General features: G+C 64.6%; 16 protein-coding genes. 8 read left to right on the top strand and 8 right to left on the bottom strand.

Going from position 1 to position 19,558, the window contains the following annotated elements; translation table 11 throughout:
* The first annotated feature begins 35 nt into the window (after window positions 1–35).
* A complete protein-coding gene (locus tag BLW21_RS12665) occupies window positions 36–1,154 on the top strand; it encodes an AMP-binding protein (protein WP_092740607.1) in 1,119 nt (372 codons plus the stop codon).
* Between the two features lie 77 nt (window positions 1,155–1,231).
* On the opposite strand, the gene BLW21_RS12660 is transcribed toward BLW21_RS12665, so the two are convergent.
* Window positions 1,232–1,894 (bottom strand): hypothetical protein, encoded by a 663-nt coding sequence (locus tag BLW21_RS12660; protein WP_092740547.1) that lies wholly within the window; start codon window positions 1,892–1,894, stop codon window positions 1,232–1,234.
* A gap of 188 nt (window positions 1,895–2,082) precedes the next feature.
* Here BLW21_RS12660 and BLW21_RS12655 point away from each other — a divergent pair, with 188 nt between their 5' ends.
* The 5 genes from BLW21_RS12655 (at window position 2,083) to BLW21_RS12635 (ending at window position 6,599) form a co-directional block, all read left to right on the top strand.
* Entirely contained in the window at window positions 2,083–2,541 is a 459-nt protein-coding gene (locus BLW21_RS12655; protein WP_092740545.1) for an ABA4-like family protein, read from the top strand.
* A gap of 12 nt (window positions 2,542–2,553) precedes the next feature.
* Window positions 2,554–3,402: a hypothetical protein gene (locus BLW21_RS12650; RefSeq protein WP_092740543.1), complete on the top strand. Its 849-nt coding sequence runs from the start codon at window positions 2,554–2,556 to the stop codon at window positions 3,400–3,402.
* A 141-nt stretch (window positions 3,403–3,543) separates the two neighbouring features.
* A complete protein-coding gene (locus BLW21_RS12645) occupies window positions 3,544–4,500 on the top strand; it encodes an alpha/beta fold hydrolase (RefSeq protein WP_092740541.1) in 957 nt (318 codons plus the stop codon).
* Between the two features lie 38 nt (window positions 4,501–4,538).
* Window positions 4,539–5,558, top strand: coding sequence for a sensor histidine kinase (locus BLW21_RS12640; protein WP_092740539.1), 1,020 nt, complete (start codon window positions 4,539–4,541; stop codon window positions 5,556–5,558).
* Between the two features lie 249 nt (window positions 5,559–5,807).
* The gene (locus tag BLW21_RS12635; protein ID WP_092740537.1) at window positions 5,808–6,599 is read left to right on the top strand and encodes a LytR/AlgR family response regulator transcription factor; all 792 of its coding nucleotides are present in this window, start codon (window positions 5,808–5,810) and stop codon (window positions 6,597–6,599) included.
* Window positions 6,600–6,690: 91 nt separating this feature from the next.
* Here the strand turns inward: BLW21_RS12635 and BLW21_RS12630 are convergent, their stop codons facing one another.
* The 6 genes from BLW21_RS12630 to BLW21_RS12605 all read right to left on the bottom strand — a co-directional run bounded on the left by BLW21_RS12630 (window position 6,691) and on the right by BLW21_RS12605 (window position 14,521).
* The gene (locus BLW21_RS12630) at window positions 6,691–7,479 is read right to left on the bottom strand and encodes a LytR/AlgR family response regulator transcription factor (protein ID WP_092740535.1); all 789 of its coding nucleotides are present in this window, start codon (window positions 7,477–7,479) and stop codon (window positions 6,691–6,693) included.
* An 87-nt stretch (window positions 7,480–7,566) separates the two neighbouring features.
* Entirely contained in the window at window positions 7,567–8,685 is a 1,119-nt protein-coding gene (locus BLW21_RS12625; RefSeq protein WP_139255202.1) for a sensor histidine kinase, read from the bottom strand.
* A gap of 118 nt (window positions 8,686–8,803) precedes the next feature.
* Window positions 8,804–9,514 (bottom strand): hypothetical protein, encoded by a 711-nt coding sequence (locus BLW21_RS12620; RefSeq protein WP_092740531.1) that lies wholly within the window; start codon window positions 9,512–9,514, stop codon window positions 8,804–8,806.
* Window positions 9,515–9,783: 269 nt separating this feature from the next.
* A complete protein-coding gene (locus BLW21_RS12615; RefSeq protein ID WP_092740529.1) occupies window positions 9,784–11,985 on the bottom strand; it encodes a TonB-dependent receptor in 2,202 nt (733 codons plus the stop codon).
* A 133-nt stretch (window positions 11,986–12,118) separates the two neighbouring features.
* Window positions 12,119–12,451 carry a DUF5713 family protein gene (locus tag BLW21_RS12610; protein ID WP_092740527.1) on the bottom strand — a complete coding sequence of 111 codons (333 nt, stop codon included), beginning with the start codon at window positions 12,449–12,451 and terminating at the stop codon, window positions 12,119–12,121.
* Window positions 12,452–12,550: 99 nt separating this feature from the next.
* On the bottom strand, window positions 12,551–14,521 hold the full coding sequence (locus tag BLW21_RS12605) for a tetratricopeptide repeat-containing sensor histidine kinase (RefSeq protein ID WP_139255201.1): 1,971 nt from the start codon (window positions 14,519–14,521) through the stop codon (window positions 12,551–12,553).
* 169 nt (window positions 14,522–14,690) lie between these two features.
* Here BLW21_RS12605 and BLW21_RS12600 point away from each other — a divergent pair, with 169 nt between their 5' ends.
* Both BLW21_RS12600 and BLW21_RS12595 read left to right on the top strand, forming a co-directional pair.
* A complete protein-coding gene (locus BLW21_RS12600; RefSeq protein WP_092740605.1) occupies window positions 14,691–15,140 on the top strand; it encodes a GNAT family N-acetyltransferase in 450 nt (149 codons plus the stop codon).
* Window positions 15,141–15,271: 131 nt separating this feature from the next.
* On the top strand, window positions 15,272–16,936 hold the full coding sequence (locus tag BLW21_RS12595; RefSeq protein WP_092740523.1) for a M28 family peptidase: 1,665 nt from the start codon (window positions 15,272–15,274) through the stop codon (window positions 16,934–16,936).
* A 166-nt stretch (window positions 16,937–17,102) separates the two neighbouring features.
* Here BLW21_RS12595 and BLW21_RS12590 read toward each other — a convergent pair whose 3' ends face one another.
* Complete coding sequence (locus BLW21_RS12590; RefSeq protein ID WP_092740521.1) at window positions 17,103–19,556, bottom strand: S9 family peptidase; 2,454 nt, start codon at window positions 19,554–19,556, stop codon at window positions 17,103–17,105.
* Window positions 19,557–19,558: the final 2 nt, after the last annotated feature.

Here is a 19,558-nt window from a genome sequence, read left to right as displayed (position 1 = left end):
CCGCTCCTTTGGCAGAAAATACGGCTCCAAATTTTATGAACGCTACCACCAGCTTACTGCCCGACTCGCTGCTGCTCAACGGCCGCGAGTTTCGCTACGCCGATATTCAGCAATACCCGGCCCTGGCTCCGGCCGAGCTTAATGGCTACGAGGCCCGGGTGCTCGATTTTGTGCGCGAGTGGCTTAACGGGGCCCAGGAGTTCAGCCTGACTACCTCGGGCTCGACGGGGCCGCCGCAGCCGGTGCATTTCCGGCGCCAGCAGCTCGAAGCCTCGGCCCGCCGCACCGGCGACTACTTCGACCTGGGCCCCGGCGAGCGGCTGCTGGTGTGCCTGAACTGCGAATTTGTGGGCGGGCTGATGATGCTGGTGCGCGGGCTGGAACGGCGCATGCACCTGACCATTGTGGAGCCGCAAGCCAACCCGCTGGCGTTGGTAGCGCCCGACGCTACCTTCGATTTTGCCGCCTTCGTGCCCCTACAGATGCAGGCGCTGCTGGCGGCCGGCCAGGCCCCGCGCCTCAACCAGCTGCGGGCCATTCTGGTGGGCGGCGCCCCGGTGGAGGGCAGCCAGGCCCACGAAATTGAGGCCCTGAAGGTACCCGTGTACTTAACCTACGGCATGACCGAAACGGCCTCGCACATTGCCCTGCGCCGCCTCAACGGCCCGCAGGCCAGCCCCACTTACCAGGTGCTGCCCGGCATTGCGGTGGGCCAGGATGAGCGCGGCTGCCTCACGGTGCGCGCCGACGTCACCAACGACGAACTCATCGTCACCAACGACCTCATCCGCCTCGCGCCCGACGGCCACAGCTTCGAGTGGCTGGGGCGGGCCGATTTCGTCATCAACAGCGGCGGCGTAAAGGTGGCAGCCGAAAAGGTGGAGCGGGTGCTGGAACTGGGCTTGATGGAACTGGGCCTGAACCGCCGCGCCTTCGTGGCCGGCCAGCCCGATGCGCGCCTGGGCCAGCAGGTAACGGCTTTTGTGGAGGGCGAGCCGTTGCCCGAAGCCGGTCAGCAGCAGCTACGCGAGCTGCTTGGCCAGCGCCTGGACCGTTACGAGGTGCCCCGGCAGCTGGTTTTCGTGCCCGAATTCCAGACGACCGCCTCCGGCAAGCTCGACCGAAAAGCTACGCTCGGTGAACTGGTGAGTTGATGTTCGGAAGACCTGATTGCGCCACTTGCGCCGTTAGGTTTCCCGAAGGTCAGCTCACCAGTTTCCTGTTTCCCCTTTTACTCATCCGAGCCCCAGTCCGGGTTGAGGAGGCGCTCGTGGCCGCGCACGACTTTGTAAAGGTCGCCCAGGAAGAGCTTGGCGCGGGCAAAGAAGATGTAGCCGCTGATCTGATCTTCGGGCTGCTGGCCGGACGCGAATACCTGCCGGTAGCCGGTACCGGCCCCAATGCCCACCCACCGGAATATCCGGTAATGAGCGGCCACCGAGGGCTCGACCAGGTACAACACCTTGCGGCCGCTGCGCTGGCTGTCGCCATTGGGCAAAAAGAAGCGGGTGTAATAGTAGCCCACGCCCACCTGCAGCGGGGCGCTCAGCTCCCAGCGCCGGTTGCCAATAAAAACATACTCGCCGTAGCCAGCCACGTAGCGGAAGCGCACCTCGTCGCGGGTGCCGGCCGGTAGGCCTTCGGGCAGGGGCTGGCGCGTGCGTAGCCCGCCCGAAAGGCGGTAGAAACCCAGGCCCGCCCGCCAGCGTCCGCGCCACTCGATGCCGCCGCGCAGCCCGTTGATACCGGCCACTTTACCATTGATAATGGAAAACCGCTGGTCAATCTGGAATACCGGCCGGCGGTGACGCTCGCGCACAAAAGTGGTATCGGGGGGGCTGTCGGCCCGGGCTGGCAGCGCGGCCAGTGCCCCGGCCAGCAGCGGGAGAAACACAGCAAAAAAGGAACGGGCTTTCACAGCCTAAAGGTACGGCGCGGACGGGACGGTGGTTGGCCGCAGGGCTTTGGTTCGCCCCCGCCGGACCGCTGCTTCGCCCCGGGCTGACTGCGGCTCACCCGCAAAGGGGTAGGTTTCATGGGGTTCGATGAACACCTTTGGCTTATCAACCAACCCCGCCACCCATGCCGCTCTCCCCCGATTTTCTGTTTTCCGTAGCCAACCCGATTGCGCTGCTGGGCTGGGCCCTGCTGGTGCTGGCTCCGAACTGGCGCGTTACGCGGTGGCTGGTGCTGAGCGGGGCACTGCCGCTGCTGCTAGCCACCGCCTACGCCCTGCTAATTGGCTTCCAGCTACTGGCCCCAGGTGCGGTAGAAGGTGGCTTCAACTCACTGGCCGATGTGGCGGTGTTGTTCCGCAACCCCTGGGGGCTGCTGGCCGGCTGGGTGCATTACCTGTGTTTTGATATGTGCCTGGGCATTTGGGAAAGCCTGGATGCACGGCGGCGCGGGGTGCCCCACGCACTGCTGGTACCCTGCTTGCTGCTCACGTTCATGTTAGGGCCGGTAGGGCTGCTGCTCTACGCGGGGCTGCGGCGCTTTTATCGGCCCGCAGCAGTTTCCGGCTCGTCCCTCATCCAGTAAAACCCCACTGCCATGGACACCACCCAGCTCTCAACCCACGCTTTATTTCCAGCAAGTGGCCCGCGCTGGTTTTGGCTGACGGCCCGATTTCGGCACCTGCACCGCGCCAACCCGGTACTGAGCCTGGTGGGTTGGCTGCACGTAGCCCTGCTGCTAATGGCGCTGGCGCTGCTGCCCTTCGATGGGCGGGCAGTAACGGGCCTGGCAGTGTGGCTGAAACCGGCCAAATTCGCCGTCTCGATAACGCTGTATGTCTGGACGCTGGGCTGGCTGCTGGCCGGTTTGCCCGCCCGGGCTCAATGCGCCGTGCGCGGGCTAAGCTGGGGCGTGGGCCTGAGCATGGTGGTGGAAATCGGCTGCGTTTTCCTACAGGCGGCCCGCGGCACTACCTCGCACTACAACGCCGCCAGCCTCTTCGACGGTGTGGTTTTCGGGCTCATGGGCGTGTTTATTCTGGTGAATACGCTGCTCACCTTTTGGGCGGTGTATCTGGTATGGCGGTATCGGCCGGCCGGCCCGGCTGGCTACGTGTGGGGCGTGCGGCTGGGTCTGGCGCTGTTTCTGGTGGGCTCGGTGCTAGGTGGCATGATGATTCATTTGAGCCAGCATACCGTGGGCGCCCCCGATGGCGGCCCCGGCCTGCCGGGCCTGGGTTGGAGCACCCGCGCCGGCGACCTGCGCCCGGCCCACTTCCTGGGCTTGCACTCGTTGCAACTCGTGCCGCTGCTCGGCTGGGTGCTTAGCCGCTGGCTCCCGCGCCGCGCCGTACTGCTTACCTGGCTGGGGGCGGCCCTGTACGCCATGGTCGTGGCCAGCCTGTTTGTGCTGGCGCTGCGCGGGGTGCCATTGCTGCCCGCCTGAACCACCGCGCCGGGTGTGCCGGCTGGCCCGCAGCTTTTGCCGGTTCACCCGGGCCCACCGCCGGTTCACCCGGTTTAGGGTGGTTTCGCCGCAAGGGTTTGTGGAGATTTGAAGCATCAACAACGACTTCTCCCTTCTCCCATGAAAACGCTGCTTCGCCCCCTGACTACGCTACTTGCCGGTTTGCTCACCCTGCTGTTGCTGCTTCCCTTGTCGGCCGCTATGGCCGGGGCACTGCCCGCCGGCCGCCAGGATTTCACGACCTCCGATAGCGTGCAGCTCTATGTGCGGGTAGCCGGCAAAGGCCCCGTTTGCCTGTTCGTGCACGGCGGCCCCGGTGCAGGCAGCCAGGCCATTGAAGTACTGGCCGGTGCGGCGCTGGAGAAAGACCTGCAGATGGTTTACTTCGACCAGCGCGGCAGCGGCCGCTCGGCCAGCGCCCCCCGGGCCAACTACTCGCTGGAGCGGCAGGTGCAGGATATGGAAGAGCTACGCCAGCACCTGCACCTCGAAAAATGGACCCTGATGAGCCATTCTTTCGGCGGGATTCTGGCTACGGCCTACGCCCAACGGTACCCGGAGCATGTGCAGGCCCTTATGCTGGTGAACAGCATCCTTAACCTGCCCGCCGCCATGGAGGCTACCACGGCCTACGGCTACACCCTGCTGCCCGCCGCCACCCGCCCGCCCCTCGATGCCACCGCACCCCTGCCCCAGCGCTACTTCATGGTGATGGGAATGCTTCAGCAGCAGCGCCTCTACAACCAGCTGCAGTACACATCCGACTCGTCGGCCGCACGAGTAAACCGGGTGCTGCGCGGCCAGAAGCCCAACCAGGATTTTGCCGCGCACCTGTTTCAGAATCCGGGCGGTTACGTGCTCGACTACACGCCCGCCACGGCCGCTCTCACGATGCCCGTGCTGGTACTTACCGGCGCCGCCGACTACCTGACCGGCCCCGAACACTACCGCAGCTTCCGCTTCCCCCGCCAAACAGTAGTGGTGCTGCCCGGCCGCCACACCCCGTTTCTGGATGCGCCCCGCGAGCTGCAGCAGGCCGTGCATGCCTTCGTGCGCCAGCTGCCCCGCGGCCGCTAACCGCTGGGGCTGCCCGCTAAACTGCTACTTTTAGCCGCATGAACGACCGTCGGTTTCTATTGGTGGGCATCCCGGTGCTGGCCGTGCTGGTACTGCTGCCCCGGGGCCTGCTGCACATCCGCACGGTGCCGGTGTTTTTCCTGAACTGGGGCATCTCGCTGGTCTTTACCACCGCGTTCTGGCTGACGGGCCGCGCCTTATGGTTCGCCCTGTTTCGCCGGTTTCCGGCAGTCGGGCAAACCCGGCAGCGGCTGTGGTGGCTGGCCGTTATCAATACCACTACCACCGCGCTGGTTACGCTGCTCATTCACGTAGCATCGGCCTGGTTGCAGCAGGGGCACTTTTCGTTGAGCGGCTACCTGGGCGAGTTCGGTCTGAACATGGTGCCGGCAGTGGTGGTGCAGCTGCTTTATGAGAGCTGGCATTCTTTCCGGCAGTGGGAGGAAAACGTGCGCCGGGCCGAGCAGCTGCAGAGCGCCGGGGTGCAAAGTCAGCTCGAAGCCCTGCAAAGCCAGCTCGACCCGCACTTCCTGTTCAACTCACTTAACACCCTCTCGGCCCTCATCGAACCCGAAAACGAAGCCGCCCAGGATTTCGTGGAGCAACTCGCCGACGTGTACCGCTACGTGCTGCTGGCCCGCGAGCAGCCCACGGTTTCGCTGGCCGAAGAGCTGGCCTTCGTCGATACCTACCTGGCCCTGCACAAAGCCCGTTTCCGCAACAACCTGCAGGTGCGAACGGAGGTACCGCCGGAGCTGCACCGGCGTCGGGTGGCGCCGCTCAGCGTGCAGCTGCTGGTTGAAAATGCGCTCAAGCACAACGTAGCCTCGCGCGAGCAGCCGCTGGCCCTGCACCTGAGCGCCGACGCAACTACGGGCTATTTCACCGTCGAAAATACGCTGCGCCCCCGCCCGGCCGGTCTGGTAGCGGGCACCGGCACCGGCCTGCGCAACGTGCGCCACCGCTACGCGCTGCTGCAGGCGCCCCAACCCGTAGTGGTAACCGCCGAAGCTGGCTGGTTTCGGGTGCGGCTGCCGCTGTTGGGCAGTGAGCAGTGAGCAGTGAACAGTGAACAGTGAACAGTGAACAGTGAACAGTGAACAACGGTACGCGAACCGGGCGCAAAATGAACGTCATTCTGAGCGAAGTCGAAGAATCTCTACCGCTTCGTTGCGGCTGACAGGATTAGCACTGCGGTAGAGATGCTTCAACTTTGCTCACAATGACGTTCTTTCTTGCTCCACTGCCTCCTACCATTATCACCCCATAATAACTTTACCACCTCCTAACCTTCCCTCCCATCGTCAATGACTGTTTTGCTGCTCGAAGATGAGTATCCGGCCGCCGAGCGGCTGCAACGGGTGCTGCGCCAGGCGGCGCCCGAGGCGCAGGTGCTGGCCGTGCTCGATACCGTGGCCGGCGCCCTCGACTGGCTCGATACCAACCCCGCGCCCGACCTGATTCTGTCCGATATCCAGTTGGCCGATGGCCTGAGTCTCGACGTGTTCGAGCAGACGGTGGTCAGCAGCCCGGTTATCTTCACGACGGCCTACGACGCCTACGCCATCCGCGCCTTCCGCGCCAACAGCATCGACTACCTGCTAAAGCCCGTGAAGCTGACTGAACTAACGGCCGCCCTCGAAAAGCTCCGCCGCTGGCCCACTACCACCCCGGCTAAACTCACCGAAGCGCCCGACACTACTGCTCCGGCCCAGCGCCTGGAGCGCCTGCTCGACGCGCTGCCCCGCCCTGAACGCCAGCATAAAACGCGGTTTCTGGTGCGCCACGGCGAGCAGCTGCTGCCGCTGCCCGCCACCCAGGTTGCCTGGTTCCAGAGCCGCCACGAAACCACCACGCTCGCCACCCTCGACGGCCGCCGCTTCGTGGTCGATTACACGCTGGAGCAGCTCGAAGGTCTGCTCGACCCCATCCAGTTTTTCCGCCTCAACCGCCAGCTTATCGCCCAGCTGCCCGCCGTGCTGCGCCTGCATCCGCACTTCAACGGCAAACTGCTGGTTGATTTACAGCCAGCCCCGAGTGAAGAGGTGCTGGTGAGCCGGGAGAAGGCGGCTTTGGTGAAACAGTGGCTGGAGCAGTGAATGAGTGACTTGGTGAATGAGTGAATGGCCGTTCGAGGAGCCTATTAGCGCAGGCGGCATAACCAGGAGCATTGAACGGCCATTCACCATTTCACCGGTCCAGCCACTCCTTGAAGGTGCTGACTTTCTCGCGGCTCACGAGCACCGTGTCGTTGTCGGGCGGGGCGGGCTGGAGGATGGTTTGCAGGCGCGAGTTGGTGTAGTGAATGATGTCGCGGATGGCGGTGGCGCGGGCCAGGTAGGCGCGGTTGAGGCGGAAGAACTCGCGCGGGTCGAGCAGGGCTTCGAGCTGCTCCAACGTGTAATCGACCACCAGGCGGCGGCCCTCGTGGGTGTGCAGCAGCGTGGCTTTTTCGAGGCTGGCGAAGTAGGCAATATCCTCGACTGGCACGGCCTTCAGGTGCTCGCCCACCCGCACCACAAAGCGCGACTTGTACTCGTGGGCCGGCTGCCGGACCTGCGCCAGCACCTGGGCCAGCAGGGCCGTATCAAACGGAGCCGGAGCGGCCGTTTCGCGCCGCTGCACCAGCTTCTGCAGGGCCGCCGTGATTTCTTCGGGGTCGATTGGCTTCAGCAGGTAGTCGATGCTGTTCACCTTGAAAGCCCGCAACGCGTACTTGTCGTAGGCCGTGGTGAAGATGACCGGGCAGCGGATTTCCAGCCGCTCGAACAGCTCGAAGCTCAGCCCGTCGGCCAAATGAATGTCGAGCAGCAGCACGTCGGGCGCAGTGCCGGAGTTCCGTAGCAGCGCCTCGGCTTCGGCCACCGATTCGGCCGTGCCCACCACTTCTACCGGCATCGGCTGTTTTTGCAGCAACCCGGCCAGGCGCGTGGCGGCCAGCGGCTCGTCTTCGATAATGAGGGCGCGGAGAGGTTTCAATGGAAGATCAAGAATTTAGGAACTGAAAATAAGTCGGTTATCGTAGGGGCGGGGGCAACCGTAGGACAGCGCAGCCAAGCCCCGCCCCTACCGCAGCTCCAGCACCGGCAGCGTTACGGCAAATTCGGTTTCTGACTCGGTGATGAGCACCGGTTTGGGCGTGAGGAAGGCGTAGCGGGCCTGGAGGTTGGGCAGGCCCAGACCCGTCGATTCACCCTCGGCCACCAGGCGGGGCAGGCGGGAGTTGCGCACTACAAGTTGGCGGGTTTCCGCATCGAACTCGATAACGAGGCGCAGCGGGTTGTGGCGGGAGGTGGCGTTGTGCTTGAGGGCATTTTCGAGCAGCAGCTGCAGGGCCAGCGGGGGCACCAGCAGCTCCTGCAGCTCGGGGGCCGGGGGCAGGCGCATTTCTACCTGTACACCTTCGCCCAGCCGGGTACGCTGCAAAAACAGGTAGCTCTCGGCAAAGGCCAGCTCCTCGGTCAGCGGCACCAGCTCCTGGTCTTGGTGGTCGAGTACGTAGCGGTACACCTGGCTGAGCTGGCGGATGAAGCGGGAAGCACGGGCTGGGTCGTGCTGCTCGACCAGCGAGGTGAGGGCGTTGAGCGAGTTGAACAGAAAGTGCGGATCGAGCTGGCGGCGCAATGAGTCGGCCTGGGCCCGGGCGTTTTCGGTTTGCAGCCGCTCGGCCCGGATGGCCGTTTCGCGCCAGCCCATCAGAAACGCCCGGCTGTGCATGAACAGCGACACAACCACCGTTATCAGCAGCGGCATAATAAATTCCAGCCAGCTCAGTGAGCCAAGTGTTTTATGGTGATAAAACACCCGAAACCCGCCCGCAACAACGACAATAACCAGCAACGACAGCACCATCGAAAGGCCAATCGTCAGCAGAAACCGCCGGATGGGATGCCTGGTCCAGTCAACGTGGCGGTTAAGCCACTCCGAAGGATAGCCGTTAACCAGCCATAGTCCGGTGGTATAGAAGAAGTTGTAGGCAAAGGTTACCAGGAACTGCTCGCTCCAGACAGGGTGCTCCCCTGCGTTGAATATCAGCGCCAGCCCAAACGCAATAAGCGTCATCAGCCCCAGGCCCTTCCACAAATTCCGGTGCGGATAATACCGCGAAAGGTCGTTACGTTCGTCGGCCGTAGTCGGAAGCGGGGCCGCCGAAGCAGCATAGGCGGGGATGGATTCGGCTTTCACGGGTGGGGGCCTTGGCGGCGTTTGTACTGGAAGGTATCAAAAGCGGACGAAACCAGCGCGACGGGCAGCGGTGGGGCCACGCCTACAAGAGTCGTGGCAGCACGGCGCGCGGGCAGCGCTATTTTACAATGGCCGTGTCGTACTTTTTCAGGCGGCCGTTTACCTGGTTTTCACCCCAGCCGGGGGCCAGGCTGGAGGCGGGCCGGAAGGCGGCGTAGCGGGCCTTGGCCTGCTCGTAAATCGGTTTGGCCTTGTCGGCCCCACCCCCGAACATGGCGGGCGTGAAGTACACGTTGTTGGCCTGCACGAGGTAGGCGCGGGGGTTGGCGGGGTTGAGCTTGATGGCTTGCTCCACGGCCTCGTTCACCATGCCCGAATATTTCATGGAGCGCAGCATGGGCGAGATACCCAACCGGGCCTGGTGGATGTAGGCCCGCAGCACCAGCAGCTCCGACTCGTCGGCTCCGCCGAGCCTGCGGGCCTGGGCCAGAGCCGCCTCGGCCTGATCGAGCGTTTTGTCCTTGGCGTCGCCATCTTCCTTGCTCTGGAACACGTTGATGAGCAGCGCGTAGGCCTGGTAATAGCGAGGCAGCCAATCCTGGGGCTTCGCGGAGGCAGCACGCTCCATTTTGGCGGCGCTGGCTTTAAGAGCAGCCGGGTCGCCGGTGTTCATCAGCTCGGCAATAGCGGCCGTCATCATGGTGGTGTACGGGTCAGTCGGCGCGGCCACAGCGGTGGTGGTGGCAACGACCGGCGCGGTGGCCGGCTTCTGGGCGAGAGCAGCGCAGGAAGCAGCAACGAGGGCGAGGATGAGCAGAGGCTTTTTCATGGATGAAAAGGAAGTAAAAGGGTGCGTGTAAATGCGTGTTTGGTTTACTGATTCAAAGGTGGCTACTAGCCGCCACGCCCGAAACTTGCCGTTACCGAAGCGTCGGATAAGCCGGATGAAGCGTGGGGGAAGAAGCACGGTGGAGGAGCGGGGCTTGTGCCCGCCCACCTTCGAACGGCCCCGTTGGACGAGTGCGACCGGACCTAATCAGCTCGTGTTAACAGCGGGCGGGGATAAGCTCCGCCCCTACCTAGTTCTCAGTGGCTCATCTACTCCGGCCGCTCGCTCACGCTGCCGGGGTTTTTCTTGTTGATGGAGACGAACACGCCCAGGAACACCATGCGCGGGGCGGTGGGCGTGATGGCCACGCGGTTGAGCTGGCCGGTGGCGGCACTGGGCTGCTGGGCGTAGCGGTAGCCGTACACATTGGGGCGGGCCAAGGCGTTGTTCACCGATAAATGCACGATGGCAAACTGGCCCATAATGCGCGTCAGGTAGCTGGCGTTCAGGCTCAGATCCTGGAAGGCGGGCAGGCGGCCCTGGTTGTAGCCGGCCTCGGGCTGGTTGAAATCGTGGTAGCGGCGGGGGCTGCCGTAGCTGTAGGTGGCCCCGAACAGCGTGTGCAGCGCCGGCACCCAGTACTTGGTTACCCCCGACACATTGTGGCGGGCCGCGAAGGTGGGCACGGCCGGCACCGGGTCTTGGCGGTACTGCCGTTTAGTATCGAGAAAGCCGTAGCTGACGTAGTATTCCAGGTTTTTCACCGTTGCCCGGTCGCGCCAGAGTACATCGAGGCCGCGGGCATAGCCGGCCCCCCCGTTGTTGTAGCCCAGCGGATTGCGAAAATTCCGGCCGTCGAAGCGCACGAGCTGGGAATAGGTTTTCTGGTAGCCTTCGAGCTGCAACAGCCGGCCGTTGTGGGTGTATTGGTAGGTAAGCACCGCATGCCGGGCCCGCTCGAAGTTCAGCCGGGGCGCGGCCACCAGCAGCAGGCTGTTGTCGGGCGTTTGGTAGAAGTGGCCGTAAGCAGCCGAGAGGGAGCTGTTTTCGGTGGTCTGATAGGCCAGCGCCAGCCGGGGCGCTGCATTCCAGCGGTTCAGCAGCGCCGAATACTCGGTGCGCCCGCCCACCCGGCCCGCCAGCCGGTCGGTCAGCTGAAAATCACTTTCCACGAACCCGGAAGCACGCTGCTCACCAAACTCCGGCCGGTACGTCAGCGGGTCGGCCACGTGGGGCTGCACCGTTTGGTTTACCTGCTGAACCAGGCCCTCGGCCCCGATTTTAACATTGAAGCGGGCATGCACCGAATCGTTGGTGAGCACCACCCGGCCCACCAGCGCCTGCTCCAGCGTGCGCAGCCGCACCGAATCGGGGCGCAGCCGCTGGTCGTCGCGGCTCGCGGCCAGGCCGCTCTGCAGGCTCCAGCCCCGGCGCAACGGACTGCGGAAGGTGGCGTTGAGGTAGGCGTTGCCGCTGCGCAGGCCCACCGTCTGCATGCCGGCCGGCTCGGGGCTGGGCTGCCCGATTTGCAGCCGCTGGCCCGTCCAGGTACCGTATACTTTCAGCATGCCAGCCTGGCCGGTGCGGTGGTGCAGGCTCAGCGACGAGGCGAGCCCGCGCGGGGCCTGGTCCCAGCGCACGTTCTGGGGCAGCAGGCCGGTGTAGGGGCCCAGGTTGGTGTAGTCGGTGGTGAGGGCCAGCGAAGTCCGCTCCCAGCGCTTGGTGCGCGAGGCCCCCAGGAACACCGAGGTAGCCGACAGCCCGGTTTGGGTTTCGGGCGCGAGGTCGGTCGAATTCAGCAGCAGCACGCCCGACAGCGCCTGCCCATACAGCGCCGAGTAGCCGCCGGTACTGAACACGGTGCCCTTGAACAGGCTGGGCGAAAACCGCCCGCGGGCCGGCACCGCCGCCACGGTGGCGTTAAACGGATTCTGCACGAGCATGCCATCCAGGTACACCTTGGTTTCGGAGGCCGCCCCGCCCCGCACAAACAGCATCCCGTCTTCGCCCACGCGAGTGGTGCCGGGCAGCGTGTTGAAGGCCGCTGCCACATCGGCCAGCGCCCCGGCCGTCGTCTGGATGTCGCGGGTGTTGAGAGCGGCACTGCGGTGCTCGTCGCTGGCCTCGAAGGCCCCGGCCGTTACAATGACCGAGCCCAGGGCGTGGGGTGTGCTTTTGAGGATGAAATGCAGTGGTGCGGCCGGCGCGGGCAGCGTGAGGGGCTGCTCGCTGGTAATAAAACCCAACAGGCTGGCCTGCAACACATGGCTGCCAGCGGCGGTAGTCTCAAACCGAAACCGGCCCACCGAATCGGTGCTGGCTCCGTCGAAGGTGCCGCGCAGAAACACGTTCACGCCCGGCAGCGGCAGCCCCGCCGCGTCGCGCACGGTGCCGCGCAGGGTAGTGGTGGTTTGGGCGAGGCTAACGAGCGTCAGCAACAGTAGTAGCGGGAGCAGCAGCAGGCGTTTCATGGCGGGGCGGTGAAGTGATGCCCAAATGTGCGCCGCCGCCGGGCCCGCTGAAACTCGCCGTTACCGAAGCGTCGGATGAGGAGGATGAAGCGTTTCCACTGGCCAGGAAAGGCGCCTCATTCCGCCAGCAACCCTACCAGTCCCATTCTCTTATTGCTTCCTCAGTAGCAATACCGACCTCGAAAAAGCGCAGAATTTCTTCTACCGTCGCTGCAATGGATTCTCTGGCCCCCGTTTCTATTTCGCTGTCATTTTCCTCGAACTCGTCCTGCAAGTCATTGATTTTCGACGTCATCTGGTCAAGCCCTGCCTGAATCTCCGTTTCAGAAGATTGGCCCTTTTCCAGAAAGCCCACTACCTCTTCGATTGCGCCTTTGATCTTATCAACCAGAAATGCAGGAAAATAGTCGTCCTGATACATATCTACCAGATAGAAGAAATCCGCTGGAAGCTTCTTGGATTGCATAGTGTCGGGTGGTTAGATATGGTTGTTTTTTCAAGCTGCTGGTTTGTCGGTCGTAAACCAAAGTGCCACTGCTATTTCCCTATCCTGTTTTGCTCACCGCTACCCCACCGGCAGCTCCACCACAAACCGGCTGCCCTCCCCCACCACCGACTCGACCCGCAACGTGCCGCCGTGACCACTCACGATGATGTCGTGGGAGAGAGAAAGCCCCAGGCCGGTGCCCTCGCCGGAGGGTTTGGTGGTGAAAAAGGGCTCGAAAATGCGGGCCTGCACCTCGGCCGGAATGCCCCCGCCATTGTCGCGCACCCACAGCTCGGCCCCGCCGCCGGGTAGCGCCCGGCTCCCGATTTCCACGGTGGGCGCGTAGTTGGCCGGCGCCGTTGGCTGGCGCTGGCGCACGGCGTACAGGGCGTTGGTGCAGAGGTTGAGCAGCACCCGGCCCAGGTCGGCGGCCACTACGGGCAGCGGCGGCAGGTGCGGGTCGAGGGTGGCCGTAACAAGGGTGGCTTCAAAGCCGGGCAGCTGGTGGCGGACGCCCTCGTAGGCCAGCGCGAGGTTCTGGCGGGCCAGCTCGTTGAGGTCGGCGGATTCGTGCGGGGTCTGGCCGGTGCGGGCATGGTCGAGCATGCCCCTGATGATGGCCGTGGCCCGCTGCCCGTGCTGGCTGATTTCGCGCAGATTTTCCTTCAGGCCCTCAAACAGGTCGCGCTCCAGGTATTCGTCGCGGGCCAGCCGCTGGGCCCCGCTGATTTCGTCGATCAGGTTGGCACTTACGGCCGCAAATTGCTTCACGAAGCCCAGCGGATTTTGCAGCTCATGGGCTACACCGGCCGTCATTTCGCCCAGAAACGCCATTTTCTCGCGCTGCACCAGCATCAGTTGGGCTTCGCGGAGCTCGGCCAGCGAGGCTTGCAGGGCGGCGTTGGTGCGCTGCTGCTGCCGGTCGTGGCGCACGAGCAGGGCCAGCACCAGCAGCAGCCCGCCCACCCCGGCCAGCAGCGCGTAGGTTTGGTAGCGGGTTTTGAGCACCCGCTGGGCCGCGGCGGCCTGCTGGGCCCGCAGCCGTTCCTGGTAGTTCACGTTTTGCAGGCGCATTACCTTCTCCTGCCCGAACAGGGTGTCTTTCATGGCCACCAGCAGCGTCTGGTACCGGAAAGCGCTATCGGCCTGCTGCCGCTGCGCAAACTCGTGCGTCAGGATCAGGCTGCCATTGAGTACGCCGCGCAGAAAGCCGTTTTGCCGGGCCGCCTGCGTGCCCAGCCGGGCGTAGTAAATAGCAGAATCGGGCTGGCCAAGCTGCTGGTGCAATGCGGCCAGCCCCAGGTACGAAAAGTTGAGACTGCGCAAGTGCCCCCGTTGCCGCGACTCGGCCAAGCTGTGGCGGTAGTAGGCACGGGCCTGTGCCACCTGGCCGCGCTGCCGGGCCACATTGCCCAGGCCATAGAGAATGTAGTTGGTGAGCGAGCCCTGCTGCCGGGCCAGCGCGTAGGCCTGATTTTGGTAGTAGGCGGCCGAATCTACCTGGCCGTACAGGTCGTAGGCCAGCCCAATGTTGCTGAGCTCCACCACCTCGCGCCGCTGGTCGCGGATGAGCCGATCGAGGCGCAGAGCCCGGAAATAATAGGATAGCCCCAGCTGCTGCTCGCGCAGGTACACGTAAATAATGCCAATGCTGCGCAGGTTCTGGGCCTGCAGGCCCAAATCTTTTAGCTCTTCGCCGATGCGCAGCGACTCCTGAAACAGCTGAAGCGCCTGGCTCAGGTTGCTTTCGCGCAGGGCTGCGCCCAGCCGGTTGAGGGCCGCTCCCTCGCCCCGGCGGTTACCGGTGCGCCGGGCTAGGGCCAACGAACGGCGGGCATACACGGCGGCGGCCTCGGTATCGGAGGCCCAGAGCTGGTCGCTGAGCAAGTAAAACAGCTCCACCCGGCTGCTGTCGGTGCGGGCCTGCGCCAGGAGTGCCTGCAGGCTGTCGACGGATGAGCGTGGGGGCCGCGGGGGCTGGGCGCGGGCTTCACCTAGGGCAAATAGCCCCAATATGCACCCTAGTACCAACCGGCCCAAAAGCCTCATATTCTCAATATTGCTAAGCTTACCCGCCCCCTGCCGGGCAGCTACCGGGCCCAATCCCACCGAATTAGCTACAATATCCAATAAAAACTATATATTAATGTTTAAAGCCGGCGGACCGGACCGGTTTACGGCGCTGGGCCCGCTGGGCCCAGCGCCGTACCTTTGCCCCATGCCCCTAATCTGGACCCTCAAGCCCTTCGCCGACCTGACCACCACCGAACTGTACGCGCAGCTGCAGCTGCGCTCCGAAGTATTCGTGGTGGAGCAAACCTGCCCATTTCAGGACATTGACGGGCTCGACCAGGCAGCTTGGCACCTGCTAGGCCACGCATCCAACGGCGAGTTGGCCGCCTACGCCCGGCTGTTTGGGCCCGGTATTGCCTTTCCCGAGGCCAGCATTGGGCGGGTGGTGAGCAGCCCGCGCCACCGCCGCACGGGCCTGGGCCGCGAACTGATGCGTGAGGCTATTGCCGGTATCGCGCGCCAGTTTAGCCCCCAGCCCATCCAAATTGGGGCCCAGCTGTATCTGCAGGCGTTCTACGAAAGCTTCGGCTTCCGGCAGGTGGGCGAAGGGTATCTGGAGGACGACATCCCGCACATTCATATGGTGCGGTTGTAGAGACGTCTCTTTGCGTCTCGGCGTTGAATGGTCAGCAACACCAGCAACGACGAGACGCAAAGAGGCGTCTCTACAACCATTCGGCACCCTTTCAGCGCGGCAGGCCAGGACTTTCGGCGTATGTTCGCCTGATGAAGTTCTCGACTCTGCTCCTGTTGCCTGCCCTACTGCTGCCCGGTTTCGGGGCGGCCGCCCAGACCAGCTCGCCCTCCTCACTTAACCTGCCTAAACCCGTGCGCCGGGCCTTGGGACAGGTGCGGCCCGAGGCCATGCGGGCCCACGTGGCCTATCTGGCCGATGACCGGCTGCTGGGCCGCAAGCCCGGCACGCCCGGCTACCAGCTGGCCGTCGATTATGTGGTGGCCCAGCTGAAAGAACGGGGCGTAGAGCCGGCCGGCGAAAACGGCGGCTTCACCCAGCGCGTGCGTCTGCGCCGGGCCACGGTGCGGCCGGGAGCCAGCGTGAGCTACCAGTCAGCGGCCGGCCAGGCTGGGCTACCGCTTGATGCCATCGGCCTGCTGCCTCACCCCGAGCAGCCTACCGCCCAACTACCGGCCACCGGCCTCGTGTTTGCCGGCCACGGCATCTCGGCCCCGGCCGAAAATTACGACGACTACCAGGGCCTCGACGCCCGCGGCAAGGTGGTGGTCGTGTTGCGCGGAGCCCCGCCCGCCTTCCCGAGCACCGTGGCCGCGGCCAGCCAGGACCAGACCCAAATTGTGCGTACCGCCGCGGCCCACGGGGCGGTGGGCGTGCTGTTTGCCACGCTGCGGCCCGCTTCGGGCAATCCGGCGCGGCTGGCTTCGAGCACCAGCGTGCTGGGGGCCGATGGCAAGGTGGCCGCTAGCCGGGGCTTTGTGAGCGGACCTGGCGGGGTGGCCCTTGTCGGCACGCTCTCGGCCGCCGGCCTGCAAACCCTGCTACGCGCCGCCGCCTCCGACACGACCCAGATTATGCAACGCCTGCGCGCCAGTCAGCCCGCGCCGGTGGCGCTGCCCGGCACGCTATCGGCCCGTTGGGAATCGGCTTACCAAGATTTTGATTCCTACAACGTGGTGGGCAAAATCACGGGTTCTGATGCTAAGCTGCGCGATGAGTACGTGGTGCATTCGGCCCACCTCGACCACCTGGGCGTGGGCGCGCCAGTGCGCGGCGACTCCATCTATAACGGCGCCCACGACAATGCCACGGGCGTGGCCTCGGTGCTTGAAATTGCGGGCATCTATTCGCGGCTCAAGCAAAAGCCTCTCCGCAGCATCCTGTTCGTGCTGCAAACCGGCGAGGAGCTGGGGTTGCTGGGCTCGGCCTATTTTGCGGCCCGGCCCACTGTGCCCGCCGCCAGCCTCGTAGCCAACGTGAACACCGACATGCCCACCCTGATTGCGCCCCTGCTGGCCGTAGTGCCGCTGGGAGCCCAGCACTCCACGCTGGCCGCGCCGGTAGCCCAGGCGGCAGCGTATTTGAAACTGACGGTGGAGGACGACCCCGAACCCGAGCAGAACCGCTTCATCCGCTCCGACCAGTACAGCTTCGTGGCCCAGGGCATTCCGGCGCTGCACCTCAAGTACGGCAACCGCACGCCCGACGGCCGCAACAACCTCAGCGAGCAGGTGAAGCAGTGGCGGGCCCTCACCTACCACAAGCCCCAGGACGACATGAGCGGCACCTTCGATTTCGAGGCCGGCCGCACCTACGTGCAGCTCAACTTCCTGGTCGGCTACCTGGTGGCCCAGGCCCCCGAACGCCCCCGCTGGAACCCCGGCGACTATTTCGGCCGGCAGTTCGGGGGGTTGTAGAGACGCCTATTCGTGTCCCGCCGTTCGTGCCGCTCGGACGATTTCGTTCAACGACGAGACGCAGATAGGCCTTTCGTCTACAACTGGCCTTGCGCCAAGCTTCGCCTACTAAAACGGCCTCACCCACATTGTGGATGAGGCCGTTTTAGTAGGCGACGGGGAGATGTTACTTCGTGCCGTTACCCGCCTGCCCAACCGACTTATCGGGCGTAGCGGCCGGGGCATTCTTCACGAACTTATCGAGCCAGCTGTTCATCTCCCAGAGCATGTGCAGCAGCGACTCCTTGGCCGTGTAGCCGTGGCTTTCGTAGGGCAGCAGCACTAGGCGGGTGCTGGCGCCGTAGCTCTTGAGAGCCGTGTAGTAGCGCTCCGACTGCATCGGGAAGGTGCCGGTGTTGTTGTCGGCCTCGCCGTGGATGAGCAGCAGCGGGGTCTTCATCTTATCGGCATTCTGGAAGGGCGACATGGTGTTGTACACGTCGGGGGCCTGCCAGTAGGTGCGCTGCTCGTTCTGGAAACCAAAGGGCGTGAGCGTACGGTTGTAAGCACCGCTGCGAGCCACCCCGGCCCGGAACAAGTTGCTGTGGGTGAGTAGGTTGGCCGTCATGAAAGCCCCGTAGGAGTGGCCGCCCACGGCCACGCGGTTGGCATCCACCACGCCCCGGCGCACGCCCTCTTCAATGGCAGCCTGGGCGCTCGATACGAGCTGCGTCACGTAGGTGTCGTTCGGCTCCTTGCTGCCCTCGCCCACAATCGGGATGCTGGCGTTGTCGAGCACGGCGTAGCCCATTGTGACGAAAGCGGCCGCGCCCCAGTAGCTGATGCGGTTGAACTGGTAGGGCGAGCCGTTCACCTGGCCGGCGGCGGCGGCACTCTTGAACTCGGCCGGGTAGGCCCACAAAAAGGTGGGCAGCGGCCCGTCGGATTTCTTGTAGCCGGCCGGCAGGTACAGCATGGCCGTCAGCTCCACGCCATCGGCGCGCTTGTAGCGGATTTGCTCTTTCTGGATGCCCTTGAGCTGCGGGTACGGGTGCGGGAAGTTGGTGACGCGCTGGGGGGCGCTGCGCTTGGCTAAGTTGCGAATGTAGTAGTTCGGGTTTTCGTCGGGCTGCTCCTGGGTGGTGAGCAGCACGCGCTTCCTGGCATCGAGCACGGCTACGGGGCGCTCGAAGCGCGGGGCTTCGGAGCGCCACAGTTCCTTGCTCTGGCCGGTATTCAGGTTGAGCACACGCACGAAGGGCCGGTCGCCGGTGCTGGAGGCGCCGGTGCCATTCAGCATCAGCAGCTCACCGTTGGGCAGCAGGTTAAGCACGTCGCGGCCGTACTGGTTGCGGCGGGTGTCGGGCTGGCCGGGGTCGGAGTAGCGGTCCTCGTACGAGCGGTCGAACAACACGCGGGTCTGCCAGGTGCGCGGGTTCACCACTTTGGTCAGGCTCTTGCGCGACTGCCACCACCGCTCGGTAGCCAGGGCCACCTTATCATCGCCCCACTCGAAACCCCCAAAACGATACTGGGCGGCGTAAATCTGCTGGGGGGCGCTGGTAAACGGCGCGTCGAGCGCGAATACTTTGTCGCGGATATCCGCTTTCTGCTTGGGGTCGCCGCCGTCCTGGGCTTCGGTATAGAATACCGTGGCCGGCACGTCGGTGCGCCAGGCGTAGTCGCGGGGGCCGGTGGGGGCGCCGTCGGGGCTATAGGGCACGTTTTCCTGGGCGGGCGTGTCGGCCAGCGTTTTCACCAGTGTACCATCTATACTGAACACCTCGGTGCGCAGCGGGAAGCGGTAGACCGGCACGAGGTAGGAAAACGGCGCATGCACCGTTTCCGTCAGCACAAACCGCCCATCGGGCGAGGCCTGCGCGCCGGTGATGATGCCCGGCTGGCCGATGGCCTTGGTCTGGCCATCAAGCCCCAGCCGCATTACCTGCGCCGTGGCGTAGTAGTTGAACTGCTTCTCATCAGAGGGGTTTTTGAGCAAATCCTGGTACGTAGGAGCCTGGCCCGAACGGCCCAGGTTCTGCTGCACCGTAGGCCCGCTGGGCACCCGGCCGGCGGCCGGTACCGCCCCGCGCTCAGCCGGCACAGCCCGCACAATAAAGCCCTGGCCATCGGGCAGCCAGTTGTAGGGCGTGCCCAGCACGGCGTTCAGGGCCACACTACCCACGCGCCGGGCCGCGCCCGTCGCCACGTCGGCCACGTACAGCTCAATCTGGCCGTCGGTGGTGTTGGTGAAGGCGATTCTGGTTTCGTCGGGCGACCATTGCAGGTAGCTGAGCTGGGCCTCGGCGGGCAGGCCGGTTACGGCTGTTTCAGCGCCGGCGGGCAGCTTTTTCAGCTTCAGGCCGGTCAGGTACTGGGCCCGGCTGGGGCCGTTGGTGGCGGGGTTTAGCCGCACACCCGCCAGCCGCATTTCGGGCTGCGACAGCTCGGCGATAGTGGGGTTGGCGGCTCGCTCCAGAATCACCATATACTGGCCCTTCGAATCGACGCTTACGCCCGGCGTGGGCGCCACGGTTACGAGGTCGGCCAGGGCTTTGGGGGGCATCTGGTAGGTGGCGGCGTCCTGGGCTAGCAGCGCGTGCGAGCCGAGTAGCAGCAGGCCAAACAGAAGTTTTTTCATAA

It is taken from the genome of Hymenobacter psychrophilus (assembly GCF_900107135.1).
Classification (GTDB): domain Bacteria; phylum Bacteroidota; class Bacteroidia; order Cytophagales; family Hymenobacteraceae; genus Hymenobacter; species Hymenobacter psychrophilus.
Note: the sequence above shows the minus strand (reverse complement) of the source record. Positions and strands in the feature narration are given on the sequence as shown.

What these genes read in the sequence shown, in the direction of transcription:
- BLW21_RS12600 (WP_092740605.1), top strand. Translation starts at nt 14,691, where the DNA reads ATGCCCCTAATCTGGACCCTCAAGCCCTTCGCCGACCTGACCACCACC.
- BLW21_RS12610 (WP_092740527.1), bottom strand. Translation starts at nt 12,451, where the DNA reads ATGCAATCCAAGAAGCTTCCAGCGGATTTCTTCTATCTGGTAGATATG.
- BLW21_RS12650 (WP_092740543.1), top strand. Translation starts at nt 2,554, where the DNA reads ATGGACACCACCCAGCTCTCAACCCACGCTTTATTTCCAGCAAGTGGC.
- BLW21_RS12620 (WP_092740531.1), bottom strand. Translation starts at nt 9,514, where the DNA reads ATGAAAAAGCCTCTGCTCATCCTCGCCCTCGTTGCTGCTTCCTGCGCT.
- BLW21_RS12665 (WP_092740607.1), top strand. Translation starts at nt 36, where the DNA reads ATGAACGCTACCACCAGCTTACTGCCCGACTCGCTGCTGCTCAACGGC.
- BLW21_RS12615 (WP_092740529.1), bottom strand. Translation starts at nt 11,985, where the DNA reads ATGAAACGCCTGCTGCTGCTCCCGCTACTACTGTTGCTGACGCTCGTT.
- BLW21_RS12640 (WP_092740539.1), top strand. Translation starts at nt 4,539, where the DNA reads ATGAACGACCGTCGGTTTCTATTGGTGGGCATCCCGGTGCTGGCCGTG.
- BLW21_RS12635 (WP_092740537.1), top strand. Translation starts at nt 5,808, where the DNA reads ATGACTGTTTTGCTGCTCGAAGATGAGTATCCGGCCGCCGAGCGGCTG.
- BLW21_RS12590 (WP_092740521.1), bottom strand. Translation starts at nt 19,556, where the DNA reads ATGAAAAAACTTCTGTTTGGCCTGCTGCTACTCGGCTCGCACGCGCTG.
- BLW21_RS12655 (WP_092740545.1), top strand. Translation starts at nt 2,083, where the DNA reads ATGCCGCTCTCCCCCGATTTTCTGTTTTCCGTAGCCAACCCGATTGCG.
- BLW21_RS12605 (WP_139255201.1), bottom strand. Translation starts at nt 14,521, where the DNA reads ATGAGGCTTTTGGGCCGGTTGGTACTAGGGTGCATATTGGGGCTATTT.
- BLW21_RS12645 (WP_092740541.1), top strand. Translation starts at nt 3,544, where the DNA reads ATGAAAACGCTGCTTCGCCCCCTGACTACGCTACTTGCCGGTTTGCTC.
- BLW21_RS12595 (WP_092740523.1), top strand. Translation starts at nt 15,272, where the DNA reads ATGAAGTTCTCGACTCTGCTCCTGTTGCCTGCCCTACTGCTGCCCGGT.